General features: G+C 70.1%; 18 protein-coding genes, 1 tRNA gene and 1 pseudogene. 9 read left to right on the forward strand and 11 right to left on the reverse strand.

Annotated elements, in window-relative coordinates; all coding sequences use genetic code 11:
- Positions 1-180 precede the first annotated feature (180 nt).
- The 5 genes from ACWEOH_RS19295 to ACWEOH_RS19315 all read left to right on the forward strand — a co-directional run bounded on the left by ACWEOH_RS19295 (position 181) and on the right by ACWEOH_RS19315 (position 3756).
- Positions 181-924 carry a response regulator gene (locus ACWEOH_RS19295; RefSeq protein ID WP_452033732.1) on the forward strand — a complete coding sequence of 248 codons (744 nt, stop codon included), beginning with the start codon at positions 181-183 and terminating at the stop codon, positions 922-924.
- Positions 911-2053, forward strand: a complete 1143-nt coding sequence (locus tag ACWEOH_RS19300) for a sensor histidine kinase (RefSeq protein ID WP_452033734.1) — start codon at positions 911-913, stop codon at positions 2051-2053. The genes ACWEOH_RS19295 and ACWEOH_RS19300 overlap by 14 nt, the downstream gene beginning before the upstream one ends.
- 212 nt (positions 2054-2265) lie before the next feature.
- Positions 2266-2772 (forward strand): thioredoxin family protein, encoded by a 507-nt coding sequence (locus ACWEOH_RS19305; protein WP_452033736.1) that lies wholly within the window; start codon positions 2266-2268, stop codon positions 2770-2772.
- Between the two features lie 15 nt (positions 2773-2787).
- A complete protein-coding gene (locus ACWEOH_RS19310) occupies positions 2788-3528 on the forward strand; it encodes a cytochrome c biogenesis CcdA family protein (RefSeq protein ID WP_452033738.1) in 741 nt (246 codons plus the stop codon).
- A gap of 60 nt (positions 3529-3588) precedes the next feature.
- Positions 3589-3756, forward strand: coding sequence for a hypothetical protein (locus tag ACWEOH_RS19315; protein ID WP_452033740.1), 168 nt, complete (start codon positions 3589-3591; stop codon positions 3754-3756).
- 504 nt (positions 3757-4260) lie between these two features.
- Here ACWEOH_RS19315 and ACWEOH_RS19320 read toward each other — a convergent pair.
- Both ACWEOH_RS19320 and ACWEOH_RS19325 read right to left on the reverse strand, forming a co-directional pair.
- Entirely contained in the window at positions 4261-4617 is a 357-nt protein-coding gene (locus ACWEOH_RS19320) for a hypothetical protein (protein WP_452033742.1), read from the reverse strand.
- Positions 4618-4963: 346 nt separating this feature from the next.
- On the reverse strand, positions 4964-5239 hold the full coding sequence (locus ACWEOH_RS19325) for a hypothetical protein (protein ID WP_452033744.1): 276 nt from the start codon (positions 5237-5239) through the stop codon (positions 4964-4966).
- A gap of 1213 nt (positions 5240-6452) precedes the next feature.
- Between ACWEOH_RS19325 and ACWEOH_RS19330 the strand changes: the two are divergent.
- A pseudogene (locus ACWEOH_RS19330) lies at positions 6453-6581 on the forward strand (site-specific integrase); the annotation flags it as partial.
- Positions 6582-6608: 27 nt separating this feature from the next.
- Positions 6609-6737: a hypothetical protein gene (locus tag ACWEOH_RS19335; protein WP_452033930.1), complete on the forward strand. Its 129-nt coding sequence runs from the start codon at positions 6609-6611 to the stop codon at positions 6735-6737.
- Positions 6738-6786: 49 nt separating this feature from the next.
- On the opposite strand, the gene ACWEOH_RS19340 is transcribed toward ACWEOH_RS19335, so the two are convergent.
- The 9 genes from ACWEOH_RS19340 to ACWEOH_RS19380 all read right to left on the reverse strand — a co-directional run bounded on the left by ACWEOH_RS19340 (position 6787) and on the right by ACWEOH_RS19380 (position 15612).
- A tRNA-Leu gene (locus tag ACWEOH_RS19340) sits at positions 6787-6860 on the reverse strand.
- 55 nt (positions 6861-6915) lie between these two features.
- Positions 6916-8367: an NAD(P)/FAD-dependent oxidoreductase gene (locus tag ACWEOH_RS19345; RefSeq protein WP_148734357.1), complete on the reverse strand. Its 1452-nt coding sequence runs from the start codon at positions 8365-8367 to the stop codon at positions 6916-6918.
- A 34-nt stretch (positions 8368-8401) separates the two neighbouring features.
- A complete protein-coding gene (locus ACWEOH_RS19350) occupies positions 8402-9691 on the reverse strand; it encodes a S8 family serine peptidase (protein WP_452033746.1) in 1290 nt (429 codons plus the stop codon).
- Positions 9688-10248, reverse strand: coding sequence for a DUF501 domain-containing protein (locus ACWEOH_RS19355; protein WP_452033748.1), 561 nt, complete (start codon positions 10246-10248; stop codon positions 9688-9690). The genes ACWEOH_RS19350 and ACWEOH_RS19355 overlap by 4 nt, the downstream gene beginning before the upstream one ends.
- A complete protein-coding gene (locus tag ACWEOH_RS19360) occupies positions 10245-11177 on the reverse strand; it encodes a septum formation initiator family protein (RefSeq protein ID WP_452033750.1) in 933 nt (310 codons plus the stop codon). The genes ACWEOH_RS19355 and ACWEOH_RS19360 overlap by 4 nt, the downstream gene beginning before the upstream one ends.
- A gap of 73 nt (positions 11178-11250) precedes the next feature.
- Entirely contained in the window at positions 11251-12531 is a 1281-nt protein-coding gene (gene eno, locus ACWEOH_RS19365) for a phosphopyruvate hydratase (protein WP_452033752.1), read from the reverse strand.
- A 318-nt stretch (positions 12532-12849) separates the two neighbouring features.
- Positions 12850-13677: a hypothetical protein gene (locus ACWEOH_RS19370; RefSeq protein WP_452033754.1), complete on the reverse strand. Its 828-nt coding sequence runs from the start codon at positions 13675-13677 to the stop codon at positions 12850-12852.
- Positions 13678-13815: 138 nt separating this feature from the next.
- Positions 13816-15081: a histidine--tRNA ligase gene (hisS, locus tag ACWEOH_RS19375; RefSeq protein ID WP_452033756.1), complete on the reverse strand. Its 1266-nt coding sequence runs from the start codon at positions 15079-15081 to the stop codon at positions 13816-13818.
- 87 nt (positions 15082-15168) lie between these two features.
- Positions 15169-15612 (reverse strand): hypothetical protein, encoded by a 444-nt coding sequence (locus ACWEOH_RS19380; RefSeq protein WP_452033758.1) that lies wholly within the window; start codon positions 15610-15612, stop codon positions 15169-15171.
- 219 nt (positions 15613-15831) lie between these two features.
- On the opposite strand from ACWEOH_RS19380, the gene ACWEOH_RS19385 reads away from it, so the two are divergent.
- The gene (locus tag ACWEOH_RS19385; protein ID WP_452033760.1) at positions 15832-16803 is read left to right on the forward strand and encodes an ABC transporter ATP-binding protein; all 972 of its coding nucleotides are present in this window, start codon (positions 15832-15834) and stop codon (positions 16801-16803) included.
- Positions 16800-17939, forward strand: coding sequence for an ABC transporter permease (locus ACWEOH_RS19390; protein WP_452033762.1), 1140 nt, complete (start codon positions 16800-16802; stop codon positions 17937-17939). Before ACWEOH_RS19385 ends, ACWEOH_RS19390 begins: the two co-directional genes overlap by 4 nt.

Consider the following 17939-nt stretch of genomic DNA (forward strand, 5'->3'; position numbering starts at 1 on the left):
CGATCTCCACGGCGCACTCTTACGGTTCCCTTACGTGATTCCGCTGTGTCGGAGCGAGTGGCGTTCCGCTCCCGTGCCGGGGTGATCTTCGCAGGTTGTGGTCGGCGGCCAAGTCTTACGGAACGCGGACGGATGCCCCCGCCGCGAGCGGTCGGCGGACACCGGACGTACCCTGAGAGCGTGTCCACCGCGCTCCCGACTCCGGTCGGCAACGAGGATCTCGTGGGCCGACGGGTCCTGCTCGTCGACGACGACCCCACGGTCGCGGAGGTCGCGTCGAGCTACCTGCGCGCCTCGGGCTTCGTGGTCGATGAGGCGGGCGACGGGTTCTCGGCCCTCGACGCCGCCGAGCGGATCGATCCCGACCTCATCGTGCTCGACCGCATGCTGCCGGGGATCGACGGGATCGAGGTGTTCCGGCGGCTGCGCGAGCGGACCTCCACCCCGGTGATCATGCTCACGGCGCTCGGATCCGAGGAGGATCGCATCGCGGGACTCGAGGCCGGCGCCGACGACTACCTCGCGAAGCCGTTCTCGCCGCGCGAGCTCGTGCTGCGCGTGCAGTCGGTGCTCCGTCGTTCGCTCGACGAGTTCACCCCCGAGTCTCCGCTCGAGTATGGTGAGTTCCGGCTCGACCCTTCGGCGCGCATCGCGACTCGGGCGGGCGAGGAACTCGCTCTCACGGTGCGCGAGTTCGACCTGTTCGAGTTCCTGCTGAAGCATCCGAACCAGGTCTTCAGCCGCGAGGACCTGCTGCAGAAGGTGTGGGGCTGGACCTACGGCGACCTCTCGACCGTCACGGTGCACGTACGGCGCCTCCGCGAGAAGATCGAGCGCGATCCGCGCTCCCCGACGATGCTGACGACGGTCTGGGGCGTCGGCTACCGATTCACGATGGGCGGTGCCACCGATGCCATGGCCTGATCTCCTCGCCGTCGCCACGATCGCGGTCGTCACGTCGGCCGTCATCGGCGGCCTCGGCGTCCTCGCACTCGTCCTGCTGCGGCGCGCCTCGCTCGTCGTGCAGGTCTGCGTGGTCGTGCTCGCCGCGATCGCCTCAGTGGTCACGAGCATGGTGGGCGTCGCCAACGAGATGTATCTGTCGGAGCACGACCTGACCGTCGCGGTCGCCGTCGCGGCGATCTCCGGCGTCGTCTCGCTCGCGCTCGTCGCCGGGCTCGGCTGGGTCGTCGCGCGGAACTCACGCGCCCTCTCGGACGTGGCGCGACGGATCGGCGCCGGCGAGCGGATCGAATCCGCCGGCCGCTCCACCAACAGCGAGCTGAACGCGCTGGCCGACGAACTCGTGGCCACGAGCGCCAGGCTCGCGGAGTCCCGAGAACGCGAACGCCGCATCGAGGCGTCCCGACGCGAGCTCGTCGCCTGGATCTCGCACGACCTGCGCACACCGCTCGCCGGCATCCGTGCGATGGCCGAATCCCTCGAGGACGGCATCGCGCCCGACCCCGCGCGCTACCACCGGCAGATGCGGATCCAGGTCGACCAGCTCTCGAGCATGGTCGACGACCTCTTCGAGCTGTCCAGGATCGACTCCGACGCGCTGCACCTCTCCCTCAAGGAGGTGTCGCTGCCGGACATCGTGAGCGACACGGTCGCCGACCTGCGGCCGGCGTCGCGCGGGCGCGACATCCGCGTGGATGCGCTACTCGCCCAGGATCTCGTCGTCATGGCGGATCCGCGCGAGCTGTCCCGCGCGATCGGCAACCTGCTCATGAACGCGATCCAGCACACCCCCGAGGGCTCGCCGATCACGGTTGCGGTCGACCTCGCCGACGACCGCGCGATGGTGTCGGTCATCGACGCGGGCGGCGGCATCGACGACGCCGACCTCGACCGGGTGTTCGAGCCCGCCTGGCGCGGATCCAAGGCGCGCACCCCGTCGCTCGATTCCGCACCATCGAGCGGGGCGGGACTCGGACTCGCGATCGTGAAGGGCATCATGAGCGCCCATCGTGGCGAGGTCGCGGTGCGCAACGTGCCGGGCGGATGCCGCTTCGACCTGCTCCTCCCCCGAGACGCCGTGAGCGCCTGAAACGAGGGTCGCCGAGCTGGGCCGACCGACCCGGCGGCCGCGAACTCGGCGAGCCCGGCATCGAGGTCCACCCTGCCGCCGCCGGTCGATGCCAGCCGCCGGAGATCCTTACGATCCCATGACGTCTCCACCCGCGTGACGGTGTGCAGGCTCGGCGCGGGCTAGCGTGGCTGATGAACGGGCGCCCCGGCCCGCTTGCAGGATGGCCCACGATGAACCCACGAACCACGGGCGTCCTCACGGTGCTCATCGGCGCGCTTGTGCTCACCGGCTGCGCCGGCCCGACGACCGACGCCGCCGGCACGAGCACGGGCACGGCCGACGTGCGCACGCCCACACCGACGCGGACCGCGGATGCCACGACCGCTCCCGCCACCGACGAGGCGATCCCCGAGGCTCCCGCCGCTCCGGCACCGGGCGCCTACGTCGACTACACCGATGGTGCGATCGAGGCGACGGCCGGCCAGAAGGTGCTCTTCTTCCACGCGAGCTGGTGCCCGCAGTGCCGCACGCTCGACGAGGAGCTCCGCGCCCAGGGCGCTCCCGACGGGCTCACCGTGTTCAAGGTCGACTACGACAGCCGCACCGACCTGCGCCAGAAGTACGGTGTGACCCTGCAGACCACGGTCGTGTTCGTCGACGACCGCGGCGAGCTCGTCTCGAGCAGCGTGCTCTACGACGATCCGTCGGTGGCGTCGCTCGTCGCGGCGATCCCCTGACCCGGACCCCACCCGATGACGGCGTCCCTCCTGCTCAGCTTCGCCGCCGGCGTCCTCACCGTCGCGGCGCCCTGCGTGCTCCCATTGCTGCCGGTCGTCGTCGGCGGCGCCATCGTGCGCGGAGCCGACGAACGCCGTGCTCGCTGGCGACCGTACGTGATCGCGGCATCCCTGGCGGTGAGCGTCGTCGTGTTCACCCTGCTGCTGAAGGCGACCACGGCGCTGCTCGGGATCCCGCCGCAGGTGTGGCAGCTGATCGCCGGAGGGATCGTCATCCTGCTCGGCGTCAACCTGCTGTTCCCCGCACTGTGGGACCGGCTCTCGGCCGCGCTCCGCCTCCAGGCTCGCAGCGGCGCGATGCTCGACCGCTCGGTCTCGCGGCAGAGCGTCGCCGGCGACATCCTGACCGGCGCCGCCCTCGGCCCGGTGTTCTCCAGCTGCAGCCCCACGTATGCGTTGATCGTCGCGGCGGTGCTGCCCGTGTCGTTCGCCGAGGGCCTGCTCTACATCGTCGTCTATGCGGCCGGGCTCGCCGGGATGCTGCTGCTCATCGCGCTCCTCGGACGTGGGCTCGTGCGACGGCTCGGGTGGCTCGCCGACCCCGACGGGTGGTTCCGACGCACCATCGGCGTGCTCTTCGTGCTCGTCGGCATCGCGGTGATCACCGGCTTCGACAAGCAGTTGCAGACCTGGATCCTCGACGCGGGGCTCTACGACCCGATCGAACGGCTCGAGGAGCTCATCGGCGCCGGCTGATTCACGGCAGGCGTGTCCGGCGGTCGCCCGCCGAATTCGTTCTCCCACGCGAGCGCGGCGATGACCGTCGACACGTACGCCGACCTCTTCGACGACGACCTCGACGTCGTCGCCGACCGGCTCGAGGAGCACCGCGCGCAGGTTGTGTGGAAATTGTGGGGAAATGCCCCGGTCACCTCGCTGCCGACCCCCGAACTTCCGCGGAATTCCGAGGGAGTTGAGGGGTAGGAGCAGGTGCTCCCGCTGGGATTCGAACCCGAACCCGCGCTCAACGAAGTCCCTGAGTCGAACGGGATCCGCGTTATCTAGCCTCACATGAGCGCTCCGCGGATCGTCTCGTCGCGTCACGCTCACACCGAATGTTGCCATTTCGTTGCCACGCGGACCGGCCTCGCATCTCAAATCCCGACTCATGCGATCGCCCTGCATACTGGGTTCATGTCCGATGGAACCAGCTCGAAGGGCGGTCGCCTTCGACGTACGCTCATGTTGGTCGCGTTCGGAACTGTTCCGCTCATCGCGGTCGGGTTCATTCTGCTATCGACCGACCCCGAGAGTCCCTGGCTTGCTTACGTCCTCTTCGGGTGCGCGCTGCTCTTCGTGATCGCAGCCACTATTGGACACCTTCGCAAGCCTTGACGCGGCGTCAGCACCGTGTGCTACTGGTTGGCACGACAGTAACCGACTGGGTTCCGGCGATAGATGCGATCCGTCGCCCCTGTTGACGGGCGTTTAGGGTGCCAGGCGACCCATCTGGTGCCAAGGAGCGAAGTCCACACTCGGTTCACGGACTAGCCAACCGAGTAGACCCCGCTGCACGAACGCCATGAGGTTCACCACAAACCACTGCATGCAGTTGCGGAGCGTGACATGTGGGCCAGACTGCCAGGGGATCACGAGCACCCAAGTCAGCCATGCAAGCGGCACCGCGATCCACAGCAGCACCATGAAAACCACGGTCACCACGAACGAGATGGGGATCGACTGCAGGGGCGGCCTGCTGTTTGGCATTGACACGGGAATCCTTCCAATTTCACACAATTGCACCACAGCATCGAAACTCTGACGCTTGAACTCGGCCCAGGCCACCAACGGAGCCTAGGTGCAGTCCGTCATCCACAAGCAGCCCAGCTTTAGCACGCACCTTCGTTTCACCGGAGGTCAACTCACCTGCGTCAAGTCCCCGCGATCCCGCTCCTCTTGTGGTGCTTTCCCTGTCCTGCCGCCCCTGCTTTACTTCCCAACCTCCCCTAGGAAGAACGAAGGATGAGTGGGGGAGGTTGGGAAGCGCGCGCAGTGCGGCAGGGGCGGCAGGACAGGGAAAGAACGGCCAATCGCGTTCGTTCGCCTATTCGCGCGGGATGAACAGCCAAGCAAACGGGCGAACGAATCGCTCCTCGTCGGCTGTCGCGCAGAGGAATCCGCTGGTTATTTGCTAAGGATCCTCGGAATGCGCAGTCTCCCAGTACTCCAACGTGATCGTGTCGCCGGGACGCGCTCGTTGGAGCTCGTGATGCAGGCGTTGGCCCTCCCGCTGATGCTCGATGGCGATGATGCTCGTAGGCCAGCCGCGCAAGTAGTCGTAGTTCTCGTTGAAGACGGCGGCCCAATCCCGCAACGCATTCGCCAGTGACGCAGGAACCTGGGGCTCACCGTCATCGAAAAGGCCATCCGGCGCCCAAAGCGGCCAACTCACGGTGTAGTCGTTCATCAATCGCAGATGCAAGGCCTCGCCTCCGCTCTCGGGCAGCGCAAAATGTAGTCAGGCGCAGCGTCCTGTCCACAGGACCAGATCATCTTCTCGCGCGTACTGCTTCTTTGCTGTTCTTCCTGTTCCTTCCTGCTTCTTTAAGGGGGACGCTGACCGTACCCCTGGAGGGTCGCTAACCGTACCCCTAAGGGGGACGCTCACCGTACCCCTCAGGGGGTCGTTCACCGTACCCCTGAACAAGGACGCCGGCGCCGTTATCCACAGGGCGTCGGCTATGAGGAAATCGGCGACGGACTCTGTCGATGGTCCTCGCTAGCCTGACTGCGTGGAACTCAACAACGATGTCGCACATTCGATTCGGGAGGGCGACGCTCGTGGGTAGCGTGCTCGCGTATTCGACCTCAGATGGCCGGCGCTACCGGGTGCTCTACCGCAAGCCCGACCACAGCCAAGGCCAGAAGCGGGGTTTCAGAACAAAGCGCGACGCCGACCTCTACCTTGCCGAGGTCGAGGTATCGAAGGCTCGCGGCGAGTTCATCGACGCATCGTCGGCCCGCGCTCGAGTCGATGGACTGGGCGACGCCTGGCTCGCCGCGCAGGAGCAACTGCTGAAGCCATCGGCGTTCGCCCCACTCGAGTCCTCCTGGCGGCTGCACGTCCGACCGATCTGGGGATTACGCGAGATCGGTGGGATCCGCCACAGCGAGGTGCAGACGTGGGTCTCCGACCTCGGGAAGCGGATGAGTGCAACGAGCACGCTGCGGGCCTACGGGATCCTCGCCGGCATCCTCGACGTCGCCGTCAGGGATCGGCGTATCGCCTCGAATCCGGCCCGCGACCTCACGCTCCCCCGCAAGAAGGGCAAGGCCAAGGTCTACTTGACCCACACGCAGGTCGAGATCCTCGCGGAATCGTCTGCACATCCCACCCTCGTGCACTTCCTCGCGTATACCGGCCTCCGGTGGGGTGAGGCGACCGGGCTCCGTGTGAAGCATCTCGACGCTCTACGACGTCGTGTCCGGGTCGAGGAGAACGCGGTGAAGGTCAACGGCAAGATCCACCTGGGCACGCCGAAGACGCATGCGACGCGGTCGGTCCCGTATCCGCCATTCCTGGCCGAGCCGCTTGCTCGCCTCTGCGAGGGCAAGGCCCGCGAGGGCATCCTCTTCGGCGACGGCGTCTCGCACATGGTGATCCCCCACTCATCGCGAGGATGGTTCGTGGCAGCCGTCAGACGGGCGCAGGGGCCGAACCCGACTTCCCGAAGGTCACGCCCCACGATCTCCGGCACACGGCCGCCAGCTTGGCGATCAGCGCCGGCGCGAACGTCAAAGCGGTCCAGCGGATGCTCGGCCACGCGTCCGCTGCCATGACGCTCGACGTCTACGCGCACCTCTTCGACGACGACCTCGAGGCTGTCTCGACCGCCCTCGATGACGCACGCTCGGCCGCAGTTGTTGCCAAGGTGTTGCCACTAGCCCAATCGACCGAGGCCTGAGGAGCCCGGCTTCCGCGTGATTCCGCGGATCTCACGGCACCGAGAACGGTGCTCCCGCTGGGATTCGAACCCAGACTTCGGCGAGTTTAAGTCGCCTGCCTCTGCCAGTTGGGCTACGGGAGCGCGGCGCCGCCCCGAAGGGCGACGCCGCGTCAACACTACTTCGCGGAGGCCGCGATCACTTGGCGGCGACCGGCTCGGCCTTCGCGTCGGCCTTCGCCGGCTTGGCCTCGGCCGGGGCCTTCACGGCCTTCGGTGCCGCCTTGCCGGATGCCACGGCGGGAGCCGGTGCGGGCGCGGCGGCGGCCGGCGGCTTCGGGCGCGCGGCGAACAACTCGAACTGGGCACGCGGCTGCTGCAGCGCCGAGAGCGACACGATGTCGCGGCCGAGCCAGAAGTTGTTCCACCAGCCCCAGAACACGCGGAACTTGCGCTCCCAGCTGGGCATGGCGAGGCCGTGGTAGCCGCGGTGCGCGAACCACGCGATGAGGCCCTTGAGCGCGAGCTTGCCCGACTGGAACACGCCCGAGCCGATGCCGAGCCCGGCGACCGCGCCGAGGTTCTTGTGGAAGTACTCCTTCGGCTCCTCACCGCGGAGCACCGCGACGATGTTCTTCGCGAGGAGCTTGCCCTGGCGCACGGCGTGCTGCGCGTTCGGAACGCAGTAGCCGCCCACGCCGCCGCCCGACAGGTCGGGCACGGCGGCGATGTCGCCGGCCGCCCAGGCGTCGGGCACGAAGTCGTCTTCGTCGCCGACGCGGAGGTCGGCGCGCGTCATGACGCGGCCGCGCTCCTCGACGGGCAGGTCGCTCGAGCGCACGATCGCCGGGTTGGCCATGACGCCCGCGGTCCAGACGATGAGGTCGGACTCGAAGGTCTCGCCCGTCGAGAGCTCGATCTTGCCGTCGACCGCGCTCGTGAGCTGCGTGTCGAGGTGGATCTCGGCGCCGCGCTGCGCGAGGTGCTTGATGACCCAGTGGCTGGTCTCGAGCGACACCTCGGGCATGATGCGGCCCATGGCCTCGATGAGGTGGAAGTGCGTCTCGTCGAACGTGAGCTGCGGGTAGTACTCGAGCAGCGCGCTGGCGAACGAGCGGAGCTCGGCGAACACCTCGATGCCCGCGAAGCCGCCGCCGACGACGACGAACGTGAGCAGGCGCTCGCGCTCGGGGCCGGGCGGGAGGTTCGCCGCCTTGTCGAAGTTGCTGAGCACGCGGTCGCGGATCGCCACGGCCTCCTCGATGGCCTTCAGCCCGATCGCGTTCTCGGCGATGCCGGGGATCGGGAAGGTGCGCGACACGGCGCCGCCCGTGACGACGACGACGTCGTACTCGAACTCCCACGGCTCACCCAGCTCGGGCGTGATGGTGGCCGTCTTCGACGCGTGGTCGATGCGGGTGACCTTGGCCGTGACGACGTTGGTCTTCTTCAGGTGGCGGCGCTGCGAGACGACCGCGTGGCGGGGCTCGATCGAGCCCGCCGCGACCTCGGGGAGGAACGGCTGGTACGTCATGTACGGGAGCGGGTCGACGATCGTGACCTCGGCCTCGCCCGCGCGCAGCCACTTCTCGAGCTTCCACGCTGTGTAGAACCCCGCATAGCCGCCACCGACGATGAGAATCTTGGGCACGGTGAATGGACTCCTCAGTATCTGTTGCTTGCGATCACTGCTCGCGAGTGCGGACAGTCCGCCTGGTATGCCGAGTGGCGCCGATGCCCAACAGCGCTGCTAGCGTACCAAATCCGGCGACCAACGAGAGCGGCACCGTGATATAGGCGAGCGTCCACGCCGTCGGGAGGAGGGTCTTCGCCTCGTCGGATCGCGGCAGCGGAGGGTCGGCGATCGGGACGACCTCCTGGGATTCGTCGCCGCCCTCGGAGGTCGGGGCATCCGCCCGGCGGTGCAGGGTGATCCACTCCGCGAGGCTGCCGAGCGGGTTGTCCTCGATCTCGGGCACTTCGGCCGTGAGCGCCGGGACGGGGTCGATGATGCCCCACCCGTAGAGCGGACTGGGCACCGACTGTCCGTGCGGATCGGCCGTCCGAATGAGTCGTTCGATGACGTTGGCCGCGCTCAGCTCGGGATACTCGCTGCGCACGAGCGCCGCGAGGCCCGACACGATCGGGGCCGCCGCGCTGGTGCCGCTCCACTGCACGTAGCTGCCGTCGGGCAGCACGCCGACGAGGTCCTCGCTCGGGGCGGCGACGGCGATCGTGATGCCCTGCGAGCTCGCGTCGAAGCTCGCGTTCTTCTCCTTGTCGACGCCGGCCACCGTGAGCACGCCCGGGATCGTCGCCGGTGCGCCCACCTCGCTCGTGCCGCTGCCCCGGTTGCCGGCGGCGGCGACGATCACGACGTCGTGCTCGAACGCGTAGAGGAACGCCTCGTCCCAGCTCTCGGGCCAGTCGCGGGTGTTGCGCGTGAGCGACATGTTGATGACGTCCGCGCCGCTGTCGACGGCCCACTTCACGGCCTCGGCGATCTGGTCGTCGTTCGACTTCTCGGCGCCGGTGTCCTGCCCGAACGCCACCGAGACGGTGAGCAGGTCGGCCTGGGGGGCGATGCCGATCACACCGTTGCCCTCGCCGGTGCCGCGGCCGGCGAGGAGCGACGCGACCATCGTGCCGTGGTTGGGGTCGTCGCCGACGGGCGTCTGCCCGTCGGGGCTGCCGATGCCCGAGACATCCGTGCCGCCGACGACCGCGCCCCTCAGCTCGGCGACGTTGCCGTTCACGCCTGTGTCGATGATCGCGACCGTGACGCCCTCGCCGCGAGTGGTGTTCCAGGCGGTGGTGAAGCCGTAGTCGGTGAGCCAGTACTCGAGGTCACGCACGGTGTCGGCGTGCGCTGGTGCCGCGCCCACGAGCGCGATCGTCGTCGCCACGGCGGCGACCGCCGCCGCCCGCACCACGACGGCGAGGGGACGACGGACGCGACGGACGCGACGCGTCACGCGCGCCCCCCGGTGTCGTCGTCGGCGGGGTCCTCGGGGTCGGGCACGTCGACGCCGTAGTCGGGGCACTGGCACACGTCGGGCGTCCACGTCGAGCGCTCGAGCGCGAGGTCGCCGATCGGGTTCGCGCCCGGGCCGGCCGAGAGCGCGTGGGCGGCGAGGGCATGCAGGCACTTCACGCGCGTCGGCATGCCACCCGCTGAGATGCCGGCGAGCTCGGCCACGACCTCGATCGACTCACGGTCGGCGAGGTAGTCGACGTGCGCCTGCGCGTAGCCGGCCCGCACGTCGGCGTCGTCCGCGAGCAGCTCGTTGCACTCGACCATGACCTGCGCGGCCTCGAGGAACGACATCGCTGCGGTCGCGACCGGATGCGTCAGGTAGTAGAAGGTGGGGAACGGCGTACCGTCGGAGAGGCGCGGCCGCGTGGCGACCACGGTGGGCGCGCCGCACACGCACCGCGCCGGGATGCCCACGACGTCGCGGGCCCGGCGGCCGAGCTGGGCCGAGACGATGCGGATGTCGCGCTCGCTCACGGGCGGGAACGGCGGCCTCATCGCCCGCTCCCCTCGGCCGGCGCGCCGACCGGCGCGTCCGCGGGCGTCTCGACGGGTGCGTCCGCCGGATCCGTCGGCGCAGGAGCGAGCCCCGCGGTCATCACGGAGTCCAGCAGGGTGCGCATCCAGTCGCCCTTCGATTCGGTCACCTCGGCCGAGACGGTGGCGGTGGCATCCGCCTTCGCCGCCTCGGAACGGTCGTCGATGACGAGGTAGCTCACCTCGCCCGGCATCACGTAGTACAGCCGCTCGCGGGCCTGGGTCATGATGAACGTCTCGTCGTTCCAGCGTTCGCGCTCGTCGCGCAGGCGCTGCACCTCCGCCTCCTGCGCGGAGACGGCGGCGCGCAGCTCCGCGATCTGCTGGCGCTGCTGGGCGAACGCCGCGATCGTCGGCGCGAGCACCACCACCGCGAGCACGAGCACACCCATCATGATGAGCGAGAAGCCTGAGAATCGGATGCCGCTGAGCCACCCCGCGCGGTCGGTCGACGCTGCTCCGCTCGACCCCGCCTTCGAACGGGCCTTCGGCGGGCGTGTCGGGCCGTCGCCGCCGCGAGCCGGGCGTGACGTCTTCGACGCGGATGCCGATGCCGAGCCCGTCGCGGACTTCGTTGCGCGGGCGGGCTTGGCGGCGTTGGCGGGCGACGTCGCGCCCTTGGCCGGCTTCGACGCCGGGGCCTTCGATCCGGTCGTCGCGGTGCCCTTCGCCGCGTTGCCCTTCGTGGCGTTGCTCTTGGGGGCGGCGCCCTTCGCCGCGTTGCGCTTCGGGGCGCTGCCCTTCGCGGCATCCGCCTTCGACGTGGAGGGCTTCGGCTTCGCCGCGGCATCCGACCTCGATGCACCGGGAACCGCGCCCGGACGACCGGGGACGGCGGGTCGGCGCGGCACGCCCGACGAACGCGGAGGGCGCGGAGCATCGGGATGCATCGCCCCTCCTCACCGACCCGGAAAGGAGAACGGGGGCGGCCCCACGGCCGCCCCCGTCATGACCTCTGTCTGCTCAGGCCGTGAATCGCGGGAACGCCGTGCGGCCCGCGTACACCGCGGCCTCACCGAGTTCTTCTTCGATCCTCAGGAGCTGATTGTACTTGGCGACGCGCTCCGATCGGGCGGGCGCGCCCGTCTTGATCTGACCGCAGTCGGTCGCGACGGCGAGGTCGGCGATGGTCGTGTCCTCGGTCTCGCCCGAGCGGTGCGAGAGCACCGCGGTGTAGCCGGCGCGCTGCGCGAGCTTCACGGCGTCGAGCGTCTCGGTGAGCGTGCCGATCTGGTTGACCTTCACGAGGATCGAGTTGCCGGCGTGGCGGGCGATGCCGTCGGCGAGGCGCGCCGGGTTGGTGACGAACAGGTCGTCGCCGACGAGCTGCAGCTTGGTGCCGAGCTCGGAGGTGAGCGCGGCCCAGCCCTCCCAGTCGTCCTCGTTCAGCGGGTCCTCGATCGAGATGAGCGGGTACGCCGCGGCGAGCTCGCCGTAGTAGGCGTTCATCTCGGCGGACGTGCGGTCCTTGCCCTCGAAGCGGTAGACGCCGTTCTCGTAGAACTCGCTGGCGGCGACGTCGAGGCCGAGCGCGATGTCGGTGCCGAGCGTGAAGCCCGCCTTGCCGATCGCCTCGGCGATGAAGTCGAGCGCGGCGCGGTTGTGCTCGAAGTCGGGCGCGAAGCCGCCCTCGTCGCCGAGGCCGGTCGAGAGGCCCTTCGACTTCAGCAGGCTCTTCAGCGCGTGGTACGTCTCGACGCCCCAGCGGAGGCCCTCGGAGTAGGTCGGCGCGCCGATCGGCAGGATCATGAACTCCTGGATGTCGACGCCGGTGTCGGCGTGCGCGCCGCCGTTGATGATGTTCATCATCGGCACCGGCAGCACGTGCGCATTCGGGCCGCCGAGGTAGCGGAACAGCGGCAGGTCGGCCGAGTCGGCGGCGGCCTTCGCGACCGCGAGGCTCACGCCGAGGATGGCGTTCGCGCCGAGGCGGCTCTTGTTGTCGGTGCCGTCGGCCTCGATGAGCGCGGCGTCGACGAGGCGCTGGTCGGCGGCGTCGAGGTCCTCGATGGCCGGGCCGAGCTCGTCGAGCACGGCATCGACGGCCTTCTGCACGCCCTTGCCGAGGTAGCGGTCGCTGTCGCCGTCGCGCAGCTCGTACGCCTCGAAGGCACCGGTCGACGCGCCCGAGGGAACGGCCGCGCGCGCCAGCGAGCCGTCGTCGAGCAGCACCTCCACCTCGACGGTCGGGTTGCCGCGAGAGTCGAGAATCTCGCGGGCGCCTACAGCTTCGATGAATGCCACAGTGAACTCCTCTGTGATGGGGGTGTGCGTCGGACGACTCCGTCGTGATCCGCCAGACAGTCTAGTGAGGCGCGCTCACGCGTGACGTGCCACGGATGCCGCGGGCGCGCGGCATCCGCCCTGCATGCGCTGCCCGCCCGGCCCGCGGCATCCGCTCACCGAGCCGTCGCAGCTGCAGGGTTCGTCCGAACAGGACCGTGCATCTGCGACGGGACGGCGCACATCGACGTCAGGACCACCCGATCGTCGCCAAGAGCGCACGCACTGCCGCGAGGAACTCGAGACGCGCCGGGCCGAGATCGTCCGCGGTCACGTCGATCACCCTCCAGCCACTTCGCTCGAACTCCCGGCGCCGGCGGATATCCCCTGCCACCGCGACCGATCGTCACGGTGCCGGTCGCCGAGGTACTCGAACGCGATGCGCCACTGGACGTAGGCGAGATCAGGATGCCGCACTTCGCCGTTCGCGAGCCGGATGGGCGGGTTGGGGATCGGCTCCGGGAAACCCGCGTCGACGAGAACCAGCCGCGTATGCGTCTCACGTCTCGACTCCGCTCCGACGCGTATGCGCGGCAGCGCGGACGCAAGCGCTCGCGCCCCGCGACGGGATCCCCATGCATCGACCGCGCTTCGGAGATCGCGCAGCGATGCGAATGCAGGAGCACGCATCTCACCCCTCCGTCGCCCAGTGACGACCGCATCGCCGACGGCGATCAGGTCGTCGAGAGCGAGCGCGCTCGCAAGCTGGCACCACACGTGGGCCGGTGCGACCAACGGAAGATCGCGTTGCAACACGATCGGCGCTGCGACGGATGCCTCGTGGCCGACGACTCCCCGCCCACGAGCCCTCGTCGCCCCGGGCGGCGCCAACAGGTGAAGGGCGTGGGACCTGTTCGGCGTCGGCACGCCGAACAACTCCGCCGCAGTCAGGTGGCTGAACGCCTCGCCCGGCCGGAGCAAGGGCTCGTAGGCACGGCAGCGCTCCGCCACGTCCGCGAGATCGAGTCCTACCGAACGCACCGCGGTGAACGGCCGCTGCATGTCGGCGGCGACGAGGCGGTTGCGAGAAGCACCGTGGAAGGCAAAGTCCGCGACATGGAAGCTGGCTCCGGAGAGGTACGGCGGGAGCGGCGATCGACGGGTCACGCGCCCAGCGTGCCGGTCGACGCACGGCGGGCGAACGGACTCTCCACAGGGTGAGCGGGAACTGAATCGAGCCGGCGCTGATGCAGGGTTCAGCGCTTCGCGACCCTGCATCTGCGCCGGTTCGGCGGAGTAGAGAGCCTAAGAGAGGTCGCGGAACGCGAGGGAGGCGGCATCCGTCGTGTCGCTGCCCACCTGGGCGAACGCGTCGAAGCCGTCGGCGGACACGCGGTCGAGCAGGGCGCGCAGGTTCTTGACGCGGCGCTCGAGGCGCACGCGGGTGCCGCCCGACACGAGCTCGTCCTTGAGGCGCAGCAGCTCCGACGGGGACACGTCGGGGTCGTACACCAGCACGACCGCGCGCGGGCGCGAGTGGTCGCGGATCGCGAGGAGGTCGACGATGCGCTCGAACCCGATCGAGAAGCCGCAGGCCGGCACCTCCTGGCCGAGGAAGCGCCCGATCATGTGGTCGTACCGGCCGCCGCCGCCGAGCGAGTACCCGAAGTCGGGGTGCGCGATCTCGAAGATCGTGCCGGTGTAGTAGCCCATGCCGCGCACGAGCGTCGGGTCGAACTCGATGGCGGCGTCGGGCAGCGCCTCGCGCAGGGCGAGCAGGTCGCGATACGCGTCGAGGTCGAGCCATGCGGGCGGGGCCACGACGCCGTCGTGCAGGTGCCAGTCGGCCGACGTCAGCGCCTCGAGCTGCGCCGCGACATCCGTCGACGCGTCGACCGCCCCGAGCTCGACGAGCTCGGCCGCGACGCCGGCGGTGCCGATCTTGTCGAGCTTGTCGATCGTGATGAGCGCGCGCTCCCGCAGCTCGTCGGGCACGTTCCACGACGACAGGATGCCGCCGAGGATGCGCCGGTCGTTGAGGCGGATCGTGCAGCCGCCCAGCCCGAGCGCGTCGAGCGTGGCGATCGTGGCGGTGAGGAGCTCGAGCTCGGCGAGCGGTCCGGCCTCGCCGATGATGTCGATGTCGCACTGCACGAACTGTCGATAGCGGCCCTTCTGCGGACGCTCGGCTCGCCAGACCGGCGCGATCTGGATCGCGCGGAACACCGGCGGCAGTGCGGCGCGGTGCGTCGCGTAGAACCGCGCGAGCGGCACCGTGAGGTCGTAGCGCAGGCCGAGGTCGGCGAGCGAGAGCGTCTCACCGGATGCCGCGGCGGCCGCCAGGTCGTCGGCGGTGAGTCCGCGCTTCATCACCGCGAACGCGAGCTTCTCGTTGTCGCCGCCGAGGCCGGCGTGCAGCCGAGCGGAGTCCTCCATCACGGGCGTCTCGATCTCGTCGAAGCCGTGCGCCGCGTAGACGCCGCGGATCACGCCGAGGGCGTGCTCGCGCCGGGCCTTCTCGGCGGGGAGGAAGTCGCGCATGCCGCGCGGAGGGGTGACGGATGCGGCCATGGCGACCATTCTTCCAGCACGGGCGAAGCGATCCCGCGACGCATCCTTCCAGCACGGGCGAAGCGATCCCGCGACGGATGCCGCGCCTCACCCGAACAGGTCGAGGTCGACGCCGCGCGTGCGCGCGGCCCGCTGCAGCGCGTCCGCCTCGTCGATGCCCACGGCGAGGTACACGTGGAGCGCGTCGGCGTCGTCGCGCACGAGGTACTCGTAGTCGGTCGTGACGATGACCTCGTCGGCCGCGTCGAGGTAACTCCAGCGCACCCGCACGAGCGAGATCCGGTCGGTGAGCGCGCTGACGGCGAGGATCTCGGGCAGCGCGGACTCGAGCCCGAGTCGTCGGTAGAGCGGGTACGACGACGCGAGCCCGGCGGCCATGTCGGCGCGGCTCTCGAGCGCGCCCGCGAAGTCGTCGGTGACGATCATGCCGGGCAGGCCCCACAGCCGGGCAGTGGCCTCGGCGTCGAACTCGCGCAGCGCAGCGGCATACTCGTCGAAGAACTCGGCGAGCCGCTCCTCCTCGATGCCCATGTCGCCCTCGATCCCTCGTCGCCGTGCGGTGAAGCGTGCGGTGATGCGTGATGCGCCTGCCCCGACCGTACGCCGCCGTCGGTGCGCACGCGACCCCGACGCGCCTCCGCGCGCGACCTCGACGCGTGTCCACAGACCCTTCGCGTTCCCGACGCCGCGACGGATGCCGCCGCTAGACTCGACCGATTGCGACGTGGCGAACGGGGCGGAGGCGGCACGGTGGCGGGAATCACGGTCGAGGGGGTCGCACGCTCGTTCGGCGAGGTGGAGGCGGTGCGGCACGCGAGCTTCTCGGTCGCCCCAGGTCAGGTGGCCGGCCTCATCGGGCCGAACGGCGCCGGCAAGACCACGCTGCTCCTCATGCTCGCGACGCTCCTCGCGCCCGACGCGGGCTCCATCCTCATCGCCGGGCACGACCCGGTCACCGAACCCCGTCAGGTGCGTGCCCGCATCGGCTGGATGCCCGACACCCTCGGCTCCTGGCCCGCGCTCACCGTGCGCGACGCGCTCGCCACGAGCTCACGCATGTACGGCATGTCGAAGGACGCGGCATCCGCTCGCGCCGCGCAGCTCATCGACCTCGTCGACCTCGCGCCACTCGCCGACCGGCCCACGCGCGTGCTCTCGCGCGGGCAGAAGCAGCGCCTGAGCCTCGCCCGGGCCCTCGTGCACGATCCCGAGGTGCTGCTGCTCGACGAGCCGGCGTCGGGACTCGACCCGGGCGCGCGCGTCGCGCTGCGCGACCTCGTGCGTCGCCTGGCGGGCCAGGGCAGGACGGTGCTCGTGTCGAGCCACGTGCTCGCCGAGCTCGAGGAGATGGCCGACACCGCCGTGTACGTCGCCGACGGCGTCACGGCCGCCGCCGATGCCGTCGCCGCCGCCGGACGCACCGCGCGGCAGTGGCGGCTGCGGGCCCTGCATCCCGAGCGACTCCGCGAGGCGCTCATCGCGGCGGGCTTCGGCACCGTCGCGCACGTGGACCACCTCGGCGCGATCGTGCCGCTCGCGAGCGAGGCGGATGCCGCGCAGCTGCTCGCGCACCTCGTGAGCGTCGGCGTGCCCGTCTCGTCCTTCGCACCCGCCGTCGGCGACCTCGAGCACGTGTTCCTCGACCTCAACCGCGCCGGGGCGCCGCCCGCGGCATCCGCCCCCGACCCGGCGGCGCCCATCGACGGCGAGGCCCGCGCATGAGCGCCGCACCCGGGACGACGCCCGTGCAGGCGCGTCCGGCCGACCCGAGCCCCGACGACGGCTTCTTCGCGGGCATGTGGCTCATCGTGACGCTCGACCTCAAGCAGCGCGTGCGCGGCGCGGCCTGGTACGTGCTGCTCGGCGTGTTCGTGCTGCTCGTCACGATCGTGACCGGGCTGCTCGTGCTCGCGACCAACGCGTGGGACGACGGCGGCGGCGGCGTGTTCTCGACGATCGTGTTCTTCGTGCTGCTGCTCGGCACGCTCGTCTCCCCCGCGCTCAGCGGCAACGCGATCAACGGCGAGCGCGACGCCGGCACCCTCGCGACCACGCAGGTCACGCTCATCACGACGGCGCAGCTCGTCGTCGGCAAGTGGATCGCGGCGTGGCTCACGGCGCTCGCGTTCCTCGCGGCATCCGTGCCGTTCCTCGTCTTCGCGGTCGCGCTCGGGCAGGTCTCGGCCGCCACGATCATGGTCTCGGTCCTGGTGCTCGCGATCGAGCTCGGCGTCATCGCCGCGATCGGCGTCGGGCTCTCGGGCGTGCTCACGAAGCCGCTCTTCTCCGTCGCGGTGACCTACCTCGTCGTCGCGGCGCTCAGCATCGGCACGCTCATCGCGTTCGGCCTCGGCGGCACCGCCATCCAGACGACCGTGCGGCAGACCTACATCGGCGTCGACTGGCAGGCGCTCGAGCAGGACGGACCGCCGCCGGCCGGAAGCCTGGCCCCGTGCCTCCCGCCCGACATCCGCGAGTACCCGACGCCGCGGTTCGACCTCGTATGGGGGTTCCTCGCCGCCAATCCCTACGTGGTGCTGGCGGATGCCGCGCCGGGCACGTTCGACGAGTACGGCAGTCCGCGCGACCTCTTCGGATGGATCGCGGTCGGCGTGCGCTCGGCGCAGCTTGCGCCCGAGACCGACGTGCTCATCGACGACTGCGCGACCTGGCGCCCGTCTGGCGAGTACGTCCAGCGCGACACCGAGACGCCCCAGGAGATCTACGACCGTTCGGTGCCGTCGTGGTTCGTGGGCCTGACGATCCAGGCGCTGCTCGGCGGCGGGGCGCTGTTCTGGGCATGGCGGCGCACCGAGGTGCCGGCGCGCCGCCTCCCGGCGGGGAGCCGGGTGGCCTGA

This window comes from Agromyces sp. NPDC004153, from assembly GCF_053603635.1.